Origin of the sequence: Humibacillus xanthopallidus (assembly GCF_044793955.1) — a bacterium.
Taxonomy (GTDB): Bacteria; Actinomycetota; Actinomycetes; order Actinomycetales; family Dermatophilaceae; genus Humibacillus; species Humibacillus xanthopallidus_C.
In genome coordinates, this window is the sequence record NZ_CP084995.1 from 100948 (window position 1) to 119171 (window position 18224).

Genomic DNA, 18224 nt, shown 5'->3' on the forward strand with positions numbered 1-18224 from the left:
CTCCCCGGGGCTAGCGTGAACGTGGCGACTCGGAGAGTCCGGGTGCTTCGTCCGAATCGAGGAACCATGGCCAACCACGTCTACGCGATCTCCGAGGTCGTCGGCACCTCCCCCGACGGCATCGAGGCGGCCGTCGGCAACGCCGTCACCAAGGCCAGCTCGACGCTGCGCCACCTCGACTGGTTCGAGGTGCAGGACATCCGCGGCCAGCTCGTCGACGGCGCGGTCGCGCACTGGCAGGTCACCGTCAAGCTCGGCTTCCGCATGGAGGACTGAGCCTCCGGAAACGACGCCGCCGGGCGGCATACTCCTGCGTTGGTATGCCGCCCGGCGGCGTTCTCGGGTGCTGCGCGGACTCAGCTGCTCCAGTAGACGGTGCCGCCGACGCCGGTCACGTAGGCGCTGGCGCCGCAGCTGGCGGTGGCGCGGTAGCCGTCACTGGTCCAGGACGAGGAGCGCCAGAAGCTGCCGCCCTGTCCGGCGCTGTACCAGGAGCACTGCACCTGGAAGTAGTACTTCGCGCCGGGCGGGTTGCAGACGACGCTCATCTGGTGACGGTCGGAGGAGATAGTGCGGCTCCAGCAGTCGTAGATGCTCGACTTGCCGGTGGCGGCCTGCGCTTGCGTGGCGCCTGCCACCGGGAGGGCGAGCGCAACCGCGAAGGCGGCTGCGATGGTCATGATCCGTCGCTTCATGTGAGATCCCCTGAGGTTGTTGGTGGGTCGTGCAGGCACACCCTAGCCACAACGGGACGATCCGGGCCTCGGGTCCTGGCGGGATGGTCACCCCGGCAACGGGTGGCGCGTGCTAGCCGTGGCGCGGCTCGCGCACGGTGAAGACGACCTCGGACTCGGCAGAGCTGTGACCGTCGTCCACGCGCAGGACCAGGTGGTGCTCACCGACCGACAGGGGCGCCGGCACCCACGCGTCGGCGCCACGGGCGACGGTGTCGCCGTCGAGTGCCCACTCGAGTCGCTCGTCGTCGACCGGGTGGCCGTCGCAGGACGTGGCCACTCCCCACAGCCGCAGCGGGGCAGCGGGGTCGACAGGCGCCTCGGCCCGCGGCCAGAGCACGGCGGCGCTGGGCGGGCGCCACGGCACCTCCATGAACGCGGGCTCGCTCGTCACGGTGTGGAAGCCGTCGCTGACGACGACGTGCACGAGCACCGGACCGGGCGGCAACGGGCCTGCGGCGCCGACGAATTCGTCCTCGTCGACCCCGAGGGCGAGAGTCTGCCAGGTCTCACCGTCGTCGCCCGACCAGCGCACGAAGCGATCGAGGCGCGCGGCATCGTCAGCGGCGCTCGACTGCCAGCGCACGATCACCTGGTCACCGTCCACGCCGGCCTCGACCCCTCCCAGCTCGGGTGGCCGCGCAGGAGCCTGCCTGCTCCACACGGTCCTGCCGTGCTCGAGCAGTCGCACCCCCGCGACCCGAGCGGCCTGCTCGGCCCCGGGGTGCGGCACCTTGGCGACGACCATGCGGGCGGGGTCGCCGTCCGTCTGGCGGCGGGCGGTCCCGCCGCAGCCTCCACACCCGCCGCAGCCGCAGCCGCGGCTGCCGTGGGGCGTCCCGTCCTGCCCGTGGTCGCCGCCGCACGCCCGGGTGGGCACGACGTGCACCGGCGCCCGAGCGATCACCTGCTCCTGGTCGTCGACGAACTCGACGACCTGACCCCTCAGCCGTGGGCCCGTGACGCCCGGCAGCAGGTCGAGCTGCAGCACGTGGCGCACGTCGACGCGGCCGGCCGTCTGCATGCCGACGACGACCCAGGCCGGCTCGCGGGTCGGGGGGCGCACGGCGTCGACGAACGGACCCCAGGGGTCGTCGGGTGGGACCGGCAGACCGGGAGGCCACTCGGCCGGTCCCTCCTCGATGACGGGTGGGAAGGCGTCTGCCGGGAGCGGCACGTGGACGGGGTGGAGCATGGGGTGCCGGATGAGGCGGCGGTGCTGGTAGGGCGAGACCCAGCGGCCCGGGCCGTAGCCCATGAAGTCGGTGCACCAGTTGGGGCTGCGCACGGACGTGGTCGTGACGTCGAGGCCGTACTCCCCGATGGTGCCGGTCCGCATGGTCTCGGAGTCGTAGGGCTCGTAGGCGGGGTAGGCCGGGTCCCACTCGTCGTCGTCGGGCGGGAGGCTGCCGCGCACGTGGTCGAAGCCGAGCACGTGCCCGAGCTCGTGCGCGAGGGACACGCCGCCGTTGCCCCCGAGGAAGCCGGCCCCGACGGCGCCCGGCGCCCCACACCCGCCGGTGTCGCCGACGGGCACCCCGTTGGGCAGCAGCGCGTAGTAGAAGCGGTCGTCGAGGTCGCCGTCGAGGTAGCGGGCGATGGCGAGCCAGAAGAGCAGGTCGCTCCAGCTGTCGGGGCAGTCGCCCCCGGCCATGTTGCCGGTCAGCGGGTTGCTCCACGTGAAGGTGCCGGCGAGCGTGACGTCAGGGCGCGGGGAGACGGGCCACGCGTTGCAGATCCACGCGCACTCCCGCTCGAAGTCGGCCTGGGTGGGCGCCGCCAGTCGGGTCGGGTTGCCCGCAGGGTCAGGGCCCCAGTAGCGCACGGGCACACCCCGCAGGCGCAGGGTCTGGCGCAGCGTCGCGTGCACGATCACGTTCAGCTCGTCGTGCACGTCGGGCTGCGCGGTCTGCTCCACCCTGACCCTCAGGCGCATCCGGCCCTGCATGTCTCGGCCCGGCACCGAGAAGTTGAGCGAGCCGAGCATCGAGCCGCGGGTGCTCTCGAAGGGTGCGTCGCGGAACGCGGTGGTCACCCCTGGCGCGATCACGGCCAGGTGGTCGGTGTCGACCCAGAGGCCGAGGCGTTGCCGCTGCACCATGACCGTGCCCCGCACCCCGGTGAGGTCGCGCAGGCCACCGCGCACGTAGACGCGCACGACGGCGGGCTTGTCGGCGACGAGCGCGAGGGAGTTGTCGGGGCGGCGGTCGCGCTCGTCCGTGAGGTGCTCACGGGCCCGACAGTGCTGGATCGCCTGGGTCACCTCGACGCCGACGATCTGCAGCGGTTGCATGATCGAGGTCAGCGCGGGCCCGAGCTCGGTGGCAAAGTAGCGGGCAAGAGCGGTCAGATCTGCCATGGACGGGCCCCCAGCGACGACGACGAAGCGCGACGTCACCACGCTAGGGCAGCGGCGCGAGGCCCGTCGGGCCTTTGGCCCTCGACTTCGAGCTCAACGCGTGGGGCGGGCGCCCTCGTGCTCGGCGGTCGTCGCGTTCGTCTCGTTTGCAGCCGCCGCAGCAGAGGTTGCCGCGTTCGTCGCGCTCCACGAGGCGAGCAACGCGAGCGCGTCGGCGGTGGGCGACGCGGGCTCGGCGGCATAGATCGTGAGGGTGAGGCCCGGCTCGGAGATCATGTCGACGCTCTCGTAGGCCAGGTCGAGGTTGCCGACCGCGGTGTGGTGGAAGTGCTTGCTGCCGGCGCCGTGCAGCCGCACGTCGTGGTTGCTCCACCGGCGCCGGAAGTCGCGGCTGCGAGTCGCCAGCTCGCCGACGAGGTCGTGCATGTGCGGGTCGTGCGGGTCGCGGCCCGCCTCGGTGCGCAGGATCGCGACGCACGTGTCGGCAGCGGTGTCCCAGTCGGCATAGAACCGCTGGGAGTCATCGTCGAGGAAGGTGTAGCGCGCGAAGTTGGGCACCGGCCCGGCTGCCCGTTCGTAGAGCGAGGAGTGCATCGCCCGGCCGAGCGCGTTGGTGGCCAGCAGGTCCATCCGGCCGTTGCGGACGATGGCCGGGCCGCCGGTGATGGCGTCGAGCACCCACTGCAGCGCGGGAGGCGGCGCCCACGGCCGACGTCGTCGGCGGGGACGCAGCAGGGCGCTGGATCCGTCCGCGGCGTGCGCGAGGTGGAAGAGGTGGAGCCGCTCCGCGTCGTCGAGCTGCAGGGCCCGGGCGATGGCGTCGAGCACCGACGCGCTGACGCCGCCGAGCGCGCCCCGCTCGAGCTTGGAGTAGTACTCCACGCTGACCCCGGCGAGGGCGGCGACCTCGCCGCGGCGCAGGCCGGGGACGCGGCGCTGCCCGACGTCGGGCAGTCCTACGTCGCGGGGGGTGACCTTCGCACGGCGCGTCGTGAGGAACTCGCGCACCTCGGCTCGGCTGTCCATGCACCCCACGGTAGGGCGTGGTTCGGCGCCGAGGGATGCCCTGTCGGTACACGTCAGAGCAGTGACTTCCTCGTGTGCGCGGCGCGCGATCTCATGGCGGGGTGCCCCCCTCCCTCACTCCCGAAGGCGAGCCGATGACCGTCGACCGACCGCTCGCGCCACCGCACCCGGTGACGCCCTCCACGTCCTCGGCCACGTCTCAGCACCGCACCGTGGGCCTGTCCAGGGCCGTCCTCGCGACGGTCGTGCTCGTCAGCACGATCGCGCCGCTCGCCACCGACATGTACGTTCCCGCATTCCCTCAGGTCAGCGCCGACCTGGGCGCCGGGGCCACCCAGGTGCAGCTGACCCTCACCACCTTCTTCGTCGGGATGGCCCTCGGACAGCTCGTCGGTGGGCCCGTGTCGGATGCCCGGGGACGGCGCCCACAGCTGCTCGTGTCGCTGGCCGTGCTGACGGTGGCGTCGCTCGCCTGCGCCATCAGCCCGTCGATCGAGCTGATGATGCTGGCCCGCTTCGTGCAGGGCCTCAGCGGAGGGTGGGCGATGGTCATCGCCCGTTCGGTCGTCGTCGACCTGACCGAGGGTGAGCGGATGGTCCGCAGCCTCAACCTGATGGCCGGCGTCGGCGGCATCGCCCCCATCGTCGGCCCGTTGGTGGGCGCGGTGATCCTCCAGCTGACCCACTGGCGGGTCTCGTTCTGGGTGGTCGCCGGCCTCGGCGCCGTCATGCTCGCGGCGGCGGCCGCCTGGCTGCCGGAGTCGCTCCCCGCCGACAGACGCCACCAGGGCGGGCTCATCGCGCTCGCGCGGTCGGCCCGTCGCGTCACCGGCAACCGCGAGTTCGTCGGCTACCTCGTCGTCATGGCGCTGTCGATGGGGGTGACGTTCGCCTACGTCGCCACGTCGGCCTTCCTGCTCCAGGGGATGAACGGCCTGTCGCCCATCGCCTACTCGATCGTCTTTGCTGCCAACGCAGTCGGCCTCATGCTGGCGACCCTGGCCGCCGCCCGCCTGGCCGGTCGCGTGCGCACCCGCGTCGTCATCGGGGTCGGTCTTGTCGCGACCGGCCTGGCCGGCCTGCTGCTCCTCGCCGGTGCGCTCTGGTGGGGCATGCCGCTGCCGGTGGCGGTCGTCGGCTTCTTCGTCCTCATGAGCGCCCAGGGCCTTGTCGGCGCCAACGCTGGCGCCCTGGCCTCGGCCGCGGTGCCGGCTCACCCGGGCACCGGGTCGGCGCTCCTCGGCTTCTGCCAGTGGTGCGCGGCCGGGGTCGTCGCCCCGATCGCGGGGCTCGGGGGCGACCGCACCGCCGTGCCCATGGCCCTCATCGTCATCGTGCTGACCGCAGCGTCGGCGGTCGCCCTGCTCGTCGTGGCTCGGCGCCCCGAGACCCAGCTGCCGTATGCCGCCATCCCCCGCCTCGCGGCATACGGCGACGGTGAGCGAGGGTGACGTGACGACAGCGCCCGGAGTCGAGGACCCCGGGCGCTGCGGTCACGGATGAACGCTCGGAGCGTCAGTTGTAGTCGTAGGCCCCGCGATCGACGATCTTGTTGCCTTGTCCGTCGAACATGACGGCGTGGTAGTCGTGCAGGCCGGGGGGACGGTAGGTGTAGACGCTGTAGGCATAGTTGCCATCGACCGTGCGGGTGCCGACGTTGAGCGTCTTCACCGTGAGCTTCATGTACTTGACGACACCGGCGTAGGGCCCGCGGGCGTAGAGCGTGGCATTGCCCGCGACGTTGTGCACCGGGGCGCAGAGGGTCGCCACCACGCGGCCGCCGTGGCTGAAGCTCCTCTGGAAGTAGGCGTTGCCGGCGATCCTGCTCGCGCAGAAGTCGGCGGCCTGGGCCGGCGGTGCTGCTGCGGCGGTGATGCCGATGGCCAGGAGCGCGCTCGCGCCTGCTGCCGCTGCTCTCTTCGTCTTCATGATCTCCCCTGATCTGGTTTTGCGGTGGTTTGTCACGTTCGTGACGTGCGCCTGTCTACCACGCGGGCCCCTCGTGACGGGGGCGGAGCAGCGACTCGAGAGCGAGCGCGGCGCAGAGGGGGCGGCACGCGCCACCGGGCCCGACGGCATACGCCATCGGGCCCGGCAGGGCTGCGCTGGGGAGCTCAGACGAACGCGTGACCACGCACGGCCGCGAGCTCGCCCACGACGAACTCGGCGAAGGCCTCCCCGAGCGGCATGTCCGACATGCCCTCGACGAAGAGGAACTGGCCCTGCGGGTTGACCTCGAGGAAGACCGGCTCACCGTCGGGCCGCAGCTTGACGTCGAAGACGCCCATGCGCAGCCCCAGCCGCGAGGTCACCTCGCGCAGCCGGTCGCCGAGACGCGCGTCGATGACGACGGGCTCGACTTCCATGTCACCGGCCAGGCGCCAGTCGAGCTCACCGCTGCGGATGCGGGCAGTGTGGACCCTGTCGCCGAAGACCATGACGCGCAGGTGGTCGGTGCCGGGGATCTCCTCCTGGTAGACGGTGGCCGAGACCGTGATCTCGTCGTCGTCGCCCAGCGAGTCGAGGGTGACGCGACCCGCCTCGAGCGAGGTGCCGAGCAGGCCGGTCAGCGTCTTGGCGATCACGGTGCCGCCGTGGGCCCGGGTGAAGTCGCGCACGGCCGCGGGGTCCGTGCTGATGAGCGTGCGCGGCACCGTCAGCCCGACACTGCGGGCGACGCTGAGCTGGAGGATCTTGTTCTGCGCGCGCTCGGTCGCGTAGGGGTCACTGATCCACGTGCCGGTGAAGCCGGCCAGGAGCAGGCCACGCAGGCCGGCCCGGTTGTCCTTGACGACCAGCTTGCGCATCTGCGGGTCGGTCACGGCGTCCGGGACGGTCGGCCGCCCGTGGCACCGACGCCACCAGACGAGGTCGAGGTCGGCGACCGCGATGGTCCCGCCGTCCTCGGTGGGCAGGGTCAGGTCGACCCCTGCCACGTTGCTCCACGTGAGTCCCCCGGCGGCCGAGAGAGTGTCGGAGGCGACGACGGCAACGTCGACGTCGTGCACCTCCTGCAGCTGCCTGCGGATGACGCGAGCGTGCAGGTCGCCTGCAAGGGTGACGATCGCTACTTTGTGCATGAAGTCCTTCTCCTGTCGTCTCTCTGTCGCCGGGGTCTCAGGTCACTCGTCGCAGTCGTCCCAGCCGTCGTCCGAGCCGGAGATGGAGCCGCCGGGCCAGCGCATGGCCTCGAGCTCCGGGCCCATGACGGCGCGCTCCCAGGCGTCGAGCTTGGCGGGGTGCTGGTATCCCTTGTGGCTGCGCGTGAAACGTGCGGCCATCGGTGCGAGCTGCTTCATGATGCTTCCCTTCCGTGGATCGGCCGGATGTCCGTCATCCGGCACCATCGGCAGGAGCGCTGGGGCCTCGGGGTGATACGGCGCGGGCACTGATTTGGTATCGGATACCTAGACGCGGGCGCTCTGGCCCGGGCGGGAGCCGATGCCGGGTGCGGGCCACTGCGCGGGCTACTGCGAGGTCATGCGCACAGTGGTCATCGGTGGCACCGGCCACATCGGCACCTATCTGGTGCCGAGCCTCGTCCGGGCAGGGCACGACACCGTCGTCATCAGCCGCGGGTCGCGGCGGCCCTACCGTGAGGACCCGCTCTGGCGCGAGGTCGAGATGGTGACCTGCGACCGAGACGCCGCCGAGAGCGACGGCGCGTTCGGCACGCTCGTGGCCGGCCTGAGGGCGGATGCGGTCGTCGACCTCACGTGCTTCACGGTGGAGCAGGCGCGGCAGCTCGTCGAGGCGCTGGACGGTCAGCACGTCGTGCACACCGGGAGCATCTGGTCCTACGGGCCCAGCACGGTCGTGCCCATGAGCGAGGCCTCTCCCAAGCACCCTTACGGCGACTACGGCGTCGCCAAGCTCGCGATCGAGCGCTACCTCATGGGGCAGGACCGGGTTCGCGCCAGCGTCGTGCACCCCGGGCACATCAGCGGGCCCGGGTGGATGCCGATCGGCCCCGCCGGCAACGTCGACCCGGCCGTCGTCGACGGGCTCCGAGCTGACGGCTCGTGCGTGCTGCCCGACCGTGGCCTCGAGACCATCCAGCACATCCACGCCGAGGACGTGGCCGGTCTGCACCAGGCCTGCCTCGAGCAGCCCGACGCCGCTGCCGGCGAGAGCTTCAACAGTGTCTGCACGGAGGCGCTGACGCTGCGCGGCTATGCCGAGCTCGTCGCGCGTCACTTCGGTCACGAGCCCCGGCTGGAACTCGTGCCCTGGGCCGAGTTCGTCACCCGGGTGCCGGCGGAGGATGCCCACACGACGCTGGAGCACATCGGGCGGGCCCCGATGTTCTCGATGGACAAGGCCCGCACGCTGCTCGGCTTCGTGCCGCAGCACAGCGTCACCGACACCGTGCTCGAGGCCATCGATGCCTGGGTGGACGCCCAGCAGGGCTGACGTTCTTCGCCCGTATGCCGTGGGGCTCGGTAGGCGTGAGTCGCCGGGTCTCGGGCCGACAGGGGCCGACGACGATGCGACCCGTGACGTTGCGCTAGGTGGCCGGTGCGGACAGCCAGCCGCGCAGCGACCGGCCCAGGGCGGAGCCCACGAGCAGGCCGAGCGAGATCGCGATGACGACCCCGAGCACGCCGAGGGCGACGTCGGTGGCCGACTCGCGACCGGCGGCGAGCTCGGTCACGCCGACGAGGCCAAGGCTGCCGGGCACGAGCAGCCAGAAGGCCGGGAGGAAGAGCACGAGACGGGCCAGCTGAGGCCGACGCAGCTCGACCACGCTCGCCCCGAGGCTGGCGGCGATCGCCCCGACGAAGCCGCCGAGGGCGATCGAGCCGAAGTGCTGCCCGGCGACCTGGGCGCCGAAGGCGAGGCTCAGCACGAGCAGCACCCAGCCCTGCATCCGCAGCGGCACGCCTTCCATGAGGCAGATGCTCGACCCGATGAGCAGCAGGCCGACAGGAGCGCCCACCCAGCCGATCTCGTCGACGCGGAGGTTGGTCAGCGTCGAGGACGGCACGCGGAGCAGGGCGGTGGCCATGAGCAGCCCGACGGCAAACAGGCCCAGCTGGACGAGGCCGTAGGTCAGCCTGGCCGACCCCGCCTGCATGTGCCCGGCAGCGAGCTCTGACATGCCGTTGACGACGAGCGCTCCGGGGAGCAGGACCGCCAGCGGCGGCAGGACGGTGCGCAGGGGGCCTTCGAGCAGGCCGGCGTTGGCGGCTCCGAAGACGGCCAGCGACACGAGGAACGCGGCCAGGGTCGGCAGCAGCGCCTTGACCACCTGGTAGCGCTCGGCCAGCTGGACGAGACCGAAGACGATGACGGCCCCCACGGCGGCTGCAACCACGTTGGCCCAGCCGGGCTGCAGGATGAGCGCGATGCCGACGGCGAGCACGGGCCAGGCGAGGGCGACCATCCACAGCGGGTGCCGGACCGGACGACGCGCGACCTCGGCGAGCTGCTCGCGGGCAGCGGCGGGCGAGAGATCGCCCGAGACCAGCTGGTAGCGGATGCGGCGGACGCTCGCGGACTGGTGCAGGCGCAGACCGGGCGGCGCCGACCGCTGCGTCGAGGCGCCTCCCTCGGTCAGGGTGACGACCAGGCCCGTGGGGCCGACGGCCGTCTGCACGTCGGGGTAGCCGAGGTGCACCCCCACCTCGGTCAGCTCCTCCTCGATCTCCTGCACCGGCTGGCCGGTCGCGATCATGGCGGTGCCGAGGTGCGCCAGCAGGGCGCGGATCTCGGTGTCGTGGTCGACCGTGGGGTGGCTCTTGGTGGCGTCGGCGGAGCGGGCGTCAGTGGAGTGCGCGTCGGAGTCGCTCGGTGGGGACGTCACGGCTCAGCGCGCCATCGGCGACGGTGCCGGGTGGGCGACGTGGACGGATGCGAGCCTTCCGGCCGAGTGCTCTCGGCTGGCGCTGGACCGGTGTCGCGTCATGCGCGTCATCATGTCAAGGCGGGCGACCAAGCCGCAGCAACCCGGCGGGCGAGCGCCCTATGGTGGATCGATGGCGTCGGTCAAGCAGGTCCAGGTCACCTTCGACTGTGCAGCACCTGAGCGCGTGGCTCGCTTCTGGTGCGAGGTGCTGGGTTACGTCGTGCCACCGCCACCGGAGGGCTTCGCCTCGTGGGAGGACTTCGATCGTGAGCTGCCGGCGGAGCGGCAGGGGTCGGCCTTCGCGTGCGTCGACCCCTCGGGGGTCGGGCCTCGCCTGTTCTTCCAGCGCGTCCCCGAGGGCAAGGTGGCCAAGAACCGGGTGCACCTCGACGTCCGGGTCGGCACGGGCCTGGTGGGCGCCGAGCGTCTGGACGCACTCGAGGCGGAGTGCGCACGGTTGATCGCGCTCGGCGCGACGCGCGTGCGGCTGCTGCGCGCTGATGGCTTCAACGAGTCGTGCATCGTGATGCAGGACATCGAGGGCAACGAGTTCTGTCTCGACTGAATCGAGACAGACTTCGAAGTCGACCCTGCTATTCCGCGACCGGGGTCAGAGAATCGCGGTCCACTTGGTGGAGCCCGCGGTCTCCTTCCAATAGAGATTGGCATACCAGGCGTGCTGGTAGGTCGGCCGGTAGAAGTTGACGGTGAAGATAGGCGCGGTGCCCTGCGGCACCTTCTGGTAGAAGGTCGACTGCATGTCGGACACACCGCCCACCTTCGCGGCATGCCAGCCGGCCCCGGAAGCGCCGTTGTAGTAGCGACTGACGGTGTAGCCACTGCACACGGTCGGCGTCACCGACGCGGAGAAGGGCCCAGCCGAGACACCCACCTGGAAGGACGAGCTGCACGAGCTGTTGCTCGTGTAGGACTTGGTGGAGCCGAAGACGTTGCCGGACGCGGCTCGGTTCGAGTTGAGCTGCTGGTAGGCCGGCGCGGACAGGGAGGCGGAGCCAGCCGAGCGGCTGTAGTCGGACGACCCGTAGACCAGGTAGTAGTCGTAGTAGGGGTCGCTGTCTGCCATGCGGTACTTGTACGCGCAGAACTTCACGGAGCCGCGCGGCCACGAGGCAGACGCATACGAGGTCGAGGGATTGGCGCCCGCCCACGACACGGTGCTGCTGCATTGCGAGGCCCGGAACGAAAGGCTCACCGACGCGGAGACGCTTGCTGAGGCCGGAATGGCCGCGGCCGCTGTCATCGCAATCGCCACGCCCGTGGCTCCAGCGCCCCTCAGCAGGCCTTTCGAAATGTCAAACATGCGCAGCCCTCTCGTGGGTCCACCTGTTGATGGGCCTGAAGGTAACAGCGCCGTCGGACGCGTATGCAGGGTTTCGATTGTTTTGGTCCGAGGGCGCGGCTCCACCCTGAGTGGCGGGACGCATTTGCACTTTCGAGTGTTGCGGCGATCGGACCGAGCGAGCGCCCACGAGCAACCGGTGGCACGACAGGATGGGTCGGGTGAGGGCTGTCATCTATGAGGAGTACGGCGGTGTGCCGGCGCTGACCGACGTGCCCGAGCCAGACTGTCCCGAGGGCGGAGTCGTCGTCGCGGTGCGCGCCACGGGCGTATGCCGTTCGGACTGGCACGCGTGGAAGGGCCACGATCCCGTGTCGTTGCCTCACACCCCCGGTCACGAGCTGGCCGGTGTCGTGGCCGAGGTCGGGGTCGGGGTGCGCGACTGGCAAGTGGGCGACCGCGTCACGGTCCCCTTCGTCTGTGGGTGCGGGCGGTGCACGTGGTGCGAGGCCGGCGAGGCGCAGGTGTGTCCCGAGCAGACCCAGCCGGGCTTCACCGGCCCCGGGTCGTTCGCGGAGCGGGTGGCCATCCACGGCGCCGACACCAACCTGGTGCGGCTGCCGGAGGCGGTGGACTTCGTGACAGCGGCGTCCCTGGGGTGCCGGTTCGCGACGGCGTTCCGAGCCGTCGTGACTCACGGGCGACTCGGGGCAGGTGACTGGCTGGCCGTGCACGGGTGCGGCGGGGTCGGGCTCTCAGCCGTGATGATCGGGGTGGCCCTCGGTGCGCGAGTCGTGGCTGTCGACGTGAATCCCGCTGCGCTGGAACGGGCTTCGGCGCTTGGAGCTGAGTCGCTCGTCGATGCTGGGAGTGTGGCGGACGTGGCGGCGACGATCCGCGAGGTCACCGGTGGCGGCGCGCACGTGTCCATCGACGCGTTCGGCTCGCCCCAGCTGGCGGTGGCCTCGGTGCGCAGCCTGCGTCGGCGCGGCCGGCACGTGCAGGCCGGGCTGCTGCTCGGCCCCTCGTCGACGCCACCGCTGCCGATGGACCTCGTGGTGTCGCAGGAGCTGGAGATCTACGGCTCCCACGGCATGCCTGCCCGCGACTACCCCGCGATGCTCCGCATGATCGAGGACGGCACGCTCCGACCCGGCGACCTCGTCGGCCAGGTCATTGGACTGGAGGACGCCGGAGCGGCCCTCGCGGCGATGGACCACCCGTCGGCCACCGGCATGACGGTCGTGCGCCTATGACCTGTCGGACGGCGACGTCGCCGCACGAGCGGACGCGATCGGTCACGCGCTCCCCGACCGATGGAGAGCGATGACGAGACAACCAACTCTGTTTCTGACCGTCGGGCTCCCCTCGACGGGCAAGACCACGGCCGCGCGCCGCATCGAGATCGAGCGCGACGCGCTTCGTCTCACGAAGGACGAATGGGTGAAGGCCCTTTACGGCCAAGAGAATCCGGCGTCAGCGCAGGACGTGATCGAGGGGCGGCTCATCGAGATCGGTCTGCGGGCACTCGAGCTCGGGACGAACGTCGTCATCGACTTCGGCCTGTGGGGCAGGGACGAACGCTCCGCGCTCCGGCAGGCGGCGGCAGAGCGCGGCGCACTTGTGGAGATGCAGTACTTCGAGATCACGCCGGCCGAGCAGCGCAGACGACTCGATCGCCGCCAAGCCGAAGCGCCACACACGACGTGGCCGATGTCCGACGAGGAGCTCGCCGAGTGGGCGGCCGTCATCGAGATCCCCACCCCGGGTGAGCTCGACGGCAGCGAACTGATCGACGAGCCACCGGCCGGGTTCGCGACCTGGGACGAGTGGCGCAGGCATCGCTGGCCCCCGTCGGTCTCCTGACACCCGGCCACCGCCGGGGTCGATCCGGCACGTGAGCTGACCGTTCAGGTCCTAGGAGGGGAAGTGCTTCCAGTGCCCTTCTGACACGACCTCGACCGCGCCGTCGACGACCTTGATGGCCGTCTGGTCGTCCATCGCATACGCCGGACCCGAGATGCCCGCCGCCCATTGCTCCGCCTCGTCCATGGAGTTGCCCGGCATGCCGTCGGGAGCCAGGTGGGGGCAGATCGAGAAGTCGACGACGCCCAACGTGCTGTCGTCCCCGGTCGGCGGTCTCCACTGGATGAAGTCCTCCCCGACCTCGGGGGTCATCACCATGCTCCCGGCGCTCAGTCCCACCCAGACCGTCTCGCTCAGCGACGGGAGCATGTCCACCAGCCCAGACTTTCGCATCCAGTAGGCCAGGTAGAGGACATCGCCGCCCGCCACCAGCAGGACGTCCGTCTCCCGGACCAGCGGCACCCAGCGCTCTTCATCGATGCTGGGCAGCGCGGTGAGCTCGAGCACGCCGACCGACTTCCAGCCCAGGTCGACCATGGGGTTCTCGGAGGTTCCACTGATGAACTGCCAGGCCTTGACGCCAGGGCCGACCCAGGGGTGTCCGTACATCCCGGTGGGGATGCACAGAGCGCTCGAGTCGCCGATCGGCTTGGCCAGCAGATCGACCAACGCATCGCGGATGCTCGGGTTCGTGACGCCGCCTGAGGTGAGCAGAAGCCTCATCGCTTGCCTCCAGATGTCTTGAGCGGTCCCCAAAAGGGCTGGCTTGGTCGACCGGAAACGGGGATCACCGAGATGTGTTCACACCGTACACACCAGAGCGGCTCAGGGCTGGTTGGGCCGCTGTCCACTCGGTCTCGGACTACGCCGAGATATCCACCATCACCAGGGTCATCCGGCACGCTGTCTCGGCAACCAAGGCATGTGACGCACCCGGCGCGAGGTAGATGACGTCACCGTCCCCCATGCTGTGCTCGGTGCCATCGACGGTGAACCGCATCCGGCCGCTCACCAGCTGGACTGACACGGCGCGGGGCGACGTGTGCTCCGTGAGCATCTCCCCGGCGTCGAAGGTGAACTGCACGATCCGCATCACGTCGTTCGTGACAAGGACCCGCGAAGTTGTCGATTCGGCTACGACCGGCAGAGCGTGGAGCAGATCCACGTGGGCGGAGGACTCTGAGACGGGGGACGGCTTCGCCATCTAGTGAGCCTACGACCGCGTGGGCGTCTCAGGTTCACCTTCCTCCGTGCGGTCGATCCGAGAAAGCTTCCTGCAGATGCGCCAGCCTGCAACTCGTGCGTCCTTCGGCTCCGAGTGGCTCGTCGAGGTCAAGCGCCGTGCGGACGTTGATGACCGTTCGACCTTCGCGTGGATCCGACAAGCCTTTGAGCGGCACCAAACAGAACTGCCTGAGCTGCAACGGGACGTGGTGCGCCACTACGCGGCGGCTAGACGCATCCGCCGCCGCCAGCCACGAGGCTTCCGAATTCCGGCACTCGCGGTCTCGCGCGGGACCTACATTCGCTGGCAGGACGGCTCATCCGGAAACCTGCCAGGCCATCCGGGACCTGATTGCGACGACGTACCAGACAGCGGAGAGGTGCCTCAGCAGGAGCCGGGCGGCTGCCTTGACCGCCGCAGGGCGGTCGGCGCGGGAACGATGGTCCGGGCGACGTGCGGGACCTTCTGCCCACCTCGGGACCCGCCGGCGACGCACGGCCAGGAAATCTCGCGGGAACCGACTCGGCGCTCCTCGCATTCTCCCCCTGTGTCACCCGGCGCACAGACAGCACCGCGCCCGAAGCGCACCCTCATGGCATGAACACCAACAAGAGCATCAGATGCGCCATCGGTAGGCACCGCTGGCAGCCCACCCCCATTGCAGGCATGCACGAACGGATCTGCGTCGACTGCGGCAGCTCCCGCTTCGACGCCTCGATCCACCCGGACCACGAGGCAGGCAGCGGAGCCGTCAGCGCCTCGGGTCCTGCTCCCGCACACTTCCTCTCTGACGGTGGATTCGACGGAGGGTTCGACGGCGGTTTTGGTTGACCAGGTCGTGCGCAGTGGCCGACCGCTGTCGTGCGCTCGGTTAGCGCTGCCGGGTGGCTTCAGGCCAGACAAGCAACACAGCCCTACAGCCCGACGCTAGCCCGATCGGGTTCCCGCTGCCGCTTCGCGGCGGAAGGACACTGCCGCTTCGCGGCGGTTAGACGCACCATCACGGATTGCGGCACGAGCGCACGTCCACCGCTGACCTCCGGTGGGGTCACTGAGCGCAATAGGGCATTTGGTCCAACGCGAACCATACTCGCAAGTAGCGCGAACCGGACTTTGTGGTTCCGCTGTGCAATCGCCACATGGGGAGTATGCCGGAACGAGGGCCATCGCCGACTTGGCCCCAAAACCCACCCTCTGGAGGTGGACTCATGATCCGATTACGTGGCATGGCGTTGGCGGCGGCACTTGTGGCCGGCTTGACCCTTCCAGCGCTCTCTCCGGCGGCCCCGGCTTCAGCCGCGCCCGCCGGGAACGGCCCGTGGCACACCCTGTACGAGGAACCGTTCACCGACACCATCCAGGACTACTGTGACGTCCCCGGTCTGACGGTGACCTACACGTACGGCGGAGTCCTTCAGGTCCGGACTTCTCGCACCCTCGGCGTCGACGGCTTCCCTTATGAGACTTCCTTCTATACCGCCGAGGAGCTATACACGAACGTCGCCACCGGTGAGACGGTCACTGATGCCTTCGCAGCCGTGAGTCAGGACGTCCGCCTCATTGACAACGGCGACGGCACTTTCACCCGCCACGTCTCCAACAAGGGCCACCACGTCCTGTACTCGGACGACGGCGTCGTGCTCGTGCGCTCAGCCGGCATATTCGGCTACAACGTCGTCTACAACTACGCAGGCACTCCGTCCGACCCGTCCGACGACTTCAAGGTAGGGCGCCCCTTCAACTTCAAGGACGAGGGCCTCAAAATCGACTACTGCGCCGTCATCGTCGGCGCGATCGGCTGATTCGCAGGGTCACAACCCGTCGGCCAGCCCACATCGGATCCTCGAATGCGCGACGGGCACGGCGCGAAACTGATCCAGTGCCCGCCCGCGGGCGGAGGGCGATGGGACCCCACCGGCACGACCTTGAACGTCCTGAATTCGCCACGAGTGCTACGCCGGCGCCCGTCATGCGGCGATAGGGGCGCCCACAGTGGGCGGAGTAACCGCCCCAAGAGTCCGGGTGGTGGATCAGAAGTTGGTCGCCATGTTGGTGAACCGGCTGAAGTGGCCCTGGAACGCGACGACGATCGTGTCGGTGGGGCCGTTTCGGTGCTTTGCCACGATGAGGTCTGCCTCACCCTCTCGGGGCGAGTCCTTCTCATAGGCGGCCTCGCGGTGGAGGAGGATCACGATGTCCGCATCCTGTTCGATCGAGCCCGATTCTCTCAGGTCGCTCATCGCCGGCTTCTTGTCGGTGCGCTGCTCGGCGCCACGGTTGAGCTGCGAGATGGCGATGACCGGCACCTCGAGCTCCTTGGCGAGCAGCTTGAGTGCACGGGAGAACTCCGAGACCTCCTGCTGACGCGACTCGACACGCTTGCCCGAACTCATGAGCTGGAGGTAGTCGATGACGACGAGCTTGAGGTTCTCACGCTGCTTGAGCCGGCGGCACTTGGCGCGGATCTCCATGAGCGACATGTTGGGCGAGTCGTCGATGAAGAGCGGCGCCTCGGACACGCGTCCCATGGTCGAGGCCAGACGGGTCCAGTCCTCCTCGCGCATCGTGCCCTTGCGCATATGCTGCAGCTGGATGCCCGCCTCGGCCGAGAGCAGACGCATCGTGATCTCGGTGCGGCTCATCTCGAGGGAGAAGACCACGGCCGCCATCTTGTGCTTGATCGCGGCGGACCGGACGATGTCGAGCCCGATGGTCGAGTTGTGCGTCGGAATCATCGCCTCACCGGCGAGGTAGAGATGATCGTCCGCGGCAACCTCGATGCAGCGCACCGGCACCGATGTGACAGGACGGATCTGCTCGATCTTCCACTGCGCGTGCCGGATCCGGCTGACACCCTTTGCGGGTGCGCGGTCGATGCTGACGACGCGACCCCGCCGAGCGGCATACATTGCCTCGACCGTCGTCACCACCTGCGCAGGTGCGGCGTCGAGGGAGACCAGCCACTGGTGGTGCTCGTCGGCGACGATGACCGAGCCGTCGGAGAACTCGACCTCGTAGCAAGGGCGGTCGTGCATGACCTCCGTGGCCGCGATGACCCGGGTCGGGCGCCCGTCCGAACCGATGACGAGGTCGCCGACGCGGACCTCGCCCATCGTCGTCCAGCCCTCAGGCGTGGGCAGCGGGGTGTCGAGCGCCAACGCCTTTCCCATCGCGGGACGAGCGGCGATGACGATCATCTGGCCGGCGTGCAGACCGTTGGTGAGGGCGTCGAGGTCGGTGAAGCCCGTGGGCACACCCGTCATCTCGCCAGAGCGACCCGAGGCGAACTCGATCTCGTCGACGGTGGCCTCGATGACCTCGCCGAGGCGGTGGTAGTCCTCGCCGCCGCGCTTGTCGGCGACGGAGTAGACCTCGGCCTGGGCGGCGTTGACGATGTCTTCGACGTCGCCGCCACCCTGCGCGTAGCCGAGCTGCACGATGCGCGTGCCAGCCTCGACGAGGCGGCGCAGCACGGCCCGCTCGCCGACAATCTGGGCGTAGTAGCCGGCGTTGGCCGCCGTCGGCACCGACGCGATGAGCTGGTGGAGGTAGGCCTGGCCCCCGATGCGGGAGAGGTCGCCGCGCTTGGTCAGCTCGTCGCTGACGGTGATCGCGTCGGCCGGCTCGCCGCGGCCGTAGAGGTCGAGGATCGCGTCATAGATCAGCTCGTGCGCCGGGCGGTAGAAGTCGGTGCCCTTGAGCTGCTCGACGCAGTCGGCGATCGCGTCCTTGGACAGGAGCATGCCGCCGAGGACGGACTGCTCAGCGCCGACGTCCTGGGGCGGCAGCCGGTCGTCGGGGGGACCGCCCTCGCGGTTCGACGCCGCGAACGCGCTGGTGCTCAGCTCATCGAGCGACACGCGCTC

At 70.0% G+C, this 18224-nt stretch carries 19 protein-coding genes; 8 read left to right on the forward strand and 11 right to left on the reverse strand.

Annotated features, from left to right (window positions below; translation table 11 throughout):
• Positions 1-66: 66 nt before the first annotated feature.
• Complete coding sequence (locus LG278_RS00455) at positions 67-276, forward strand: dodecin (RefSeq protein WP_404389841.1); 210 nt, start codon at positions 67-69, stop codon at positions 274-276.
• Between the two features lie 80 nt (positions 277-356).
• Here the strand turns inward: LG278_RS00455 and LG278_RS00460 are convergent, their stop codons facing one another.
• The 3 genes from LG278_RS00460 to LG278_RS00470 form a co-directional block, all read right to left on the reverse strand.
• Positions 357-695 carry a hypothetical protein gene (locus LG278_RS00460; RefSeq protein ID WP_404389843.1) on the reverse strand — a complete coding sequence of 113 codons (339 nt, stop codon included), beginning with the start codon at positions 693-695 and terminating at the stop codon, positions 357-359.
• Between the two features lie 112 nt (positions 696-807).
• Positions 808-3093 carry a hypothetical protein gene (locus LG278_RS00465; protein ID WP_404389845.1) on the reverse strand — a complete coding sequence of 762 codons (2286 nt, stop codon included), beginning with the start codon at positions 3091-3093 and terminating at the stop codon, positions 808-810.
• Positions 3094-3186: 93 nt separating this feature from the next.
• Complete coding sequence (locus LG278_RS00470) at positions 3187-4119, reverse strand: helix-turn-helix domain-containing protein (protein WP_404389847.1); 933 nt, start codon at positions 4117-4119, stop codon at positions 3187-3189.
• A 134-nt stretch (positions 4120-4253) separates the two neighbouring features.
• Between LG278_RS00470 and LG278_RS00475 the strand changes: the two genes are divergently transcribed.
• Positions 4254-5570 (forward strand): multidrug effflux MFS transporter, encoded by a 1317-nt coding sequence (locus LG278_RS00475; RefSeq protein WP_404389849.1) that lies wholly within the window; start codon positions 4254-4256, stop codon positions 5568-5570.
• A gap of 64 nt (positions 5571-5634) precedes the next feature.
• Here LG278_RS00475 and LG278_RS00480 read toward each other — a convergent pair whose 3' ends face one another.
• From LG278_RS00480 to LG278_RS00490, 3 genes are all read right to left on the reverse strand, one after another.
• Positions 5635-6048 carry a hypothetical protein gene (locus LG278_RS00480; RefSeq protein ID WP_404389851.1) on the reverse strand — a complete coding sequence of 138 codons (414 nt, stop codon included), beginning with the start codon at positions 6046-6048 and terminating at the stop codon, positions 5635-5637.
• A 185-nt stretch (positions 6049-6233) separates the two neighbouring features.
• Positions 6234-7199 carry a RimK family alpha-L-glutamate ligase gene (locus tag LG278_RS00485; RefSeq protein ID WP_404389853.1) on the reverse strand — a complete coding sequence of 322 codons (966 nt, stop codon included), beginning with the start codon at positions 7197-7199 and terminating at the stop codon, positions 6234-6236.
• 42 nt (positions 7200-7241) lie between these two features.
• Entirely contained in the window at positions 7242-7418 is a 177-nt protein-coding gene (locus tag LG278_RS00490) for a hypothetical protein (RefSeq protein WP_404389855.1), read from the reverse strand.
• Positions 7419-7599: 181 nt separating this feature from the next.
• On the opposite strand from LG278_RS00490, the gene LG278_RS00495 reads away from it, so the two are divergent.
• Positions 7600-8532 carry an NAD-dependent epimerase/dehydratase family protein gene (locus tag LG278_RS00495; protein ID WP_404389857.1) on the forward strand — a complete coding sequence of 311 codons (933 nt, stop codon included), beginning with the start codon at positions 7600-7602 and terminating at the stop codon, positions 8530-8532.
• Between the two features lie 94 nt (positions 8533-8626).
• Here LG278_RS00495 and LG278_RS00500 read toward each other — a convergent pair whose 3' ends face one another.
• Entirely contained in the window at positions 8627-9925 is a 1299-nt protein-coding gene (locus tag LG278_RS00500) for a threonine/serine exporter ThrE family protein (protein ID WP_404389859.1), read from the reverse strand.
• Positions 9926-10097: 172 nt separating this feature from the next.
• On the opposite strand from LG278_RS00500, the gene LG278_RS00505 reads away from it, so the two are divergent.
• Entirely contained in the window at positions 10098-10532 is a 435-nt protein-coding gene (locus LG278_RS00505) for a VOC family protein (RefSeq protein ID WP_404389861.1), read from the forward strand.
• A gap of 45 nt (positions 10533-10577) precedes the next feature.
• Here LG278_RS00505 and LG278_RS00510 read toward each other — a convergent pair whose 3' ends face one another.
• A complete protein-coding gene (locus LG278_RS00510; protein WP_404389863.1) occupies positions 10578-11051 on the reverse strand; it encodes a hypothetical protein in 474 nt (157 codons plus the stop codon).
• Between the two features lie 437 nt (positions 11052-11488).
• On the opposite strand from LG278_RS00510, the gene LG278_RS00515 reads away from it, so the two are divergent.
• Positions 11489-12523: a zinc-dependent alcohol dehydrogenase family protein gene (locus LG278_RS00515; protein ID WP_404389865.1), complete on the forward strand. Its 1035-nt coding sequence runs from the start codon at positions 11489-11491 to the stop codon at positions 12521-12523.
• A gap of 70 nt (positions 12524-12593) precedes the next feature.
• On the forward strand, positions 12594-13133 hold the full coding sequence (locus LG278_RS00520) for an ATP-binding protein (protein ID WP_404389867.1): 540 nt from the start codon (positions 12594-12596) through the stop codon (positions 13131-13133).
• Positions 13134-13184: 51 nt separating this feature from the next.
• On the opposite strand, the gene LG278_RS00525 is transcribed toward LG278_RS00520, so the two are convergent.
• Positions 13185-13856 carry a Type 1 glutamine amidotransferase-like domain-containing protein gene (locus tag LG278_RS00525; RefSeq protein WP_404389869.1) on the reverse strand — a complete coding sequence of 224 codons (672 nt, stop codon included), beginning with the start codon at positions 13854-13856 and terminating at the stop codon, positions 13185-13187.
• 139 nt (positions 13857-13995) lie between these two features.
• On the reverse strand, positions 13996-14337 hold the full coding sequence (locus tag LG278_RS00530) for a cupin domain-containing protein (protein ID WP_404389871.1): 342 nt from the start codon (positions 14335-14337) through the stop codon (positions 13996-13998).
• A gap of 618 nt (positions 14338-14955) precedes the next feature.
• Between LG278_RS00530 and LG278_RS00535 the strand changes: the two genes are divergently transcribed.
• Both LG278_RS00535 and LG278_RS00540 read left to right on the forward strand, forming a co-directional pair.
• A complete protein-coding gene (locus LG278_RS00535; RefSeq protein ID WP_404389873.1) occupies positions 14956-15189 on the forward strand; it encodes a hypothetical protein in 234 nt (77 codons plus the stop codon).
• A 395-nt stretch (positions 15190-15584) separates the two neighbouring features.
• Positions 15585-16160 (forward strand): hypothetical protein, encoded by a 576-nt coding sequence (locus tag LG278_RS00540; protein ID WP_404389875.1) that lies wholly within the window; start codon positions 15585-15587, stop codon positions 16158-16160.
• A 228-nt stretch (positions 16161-16388) separates the two neighbouring features.
• Here LG278_RS00540 and dnaB read toward each other — a convergent pair whose 3' ends face one another.
• Positions 16389-18218, reverse strand: coding sequence for a replicative DNA helicase (gene dnaB, locus LG278_RS00545; protein WP_404389877.1), 1830 nt, complete (start codon positions 18216-18218; stop codon positions 16389-16391).
• Between the last annotated feature and the right edge of the window lie 6 nt (positions 18219-18224).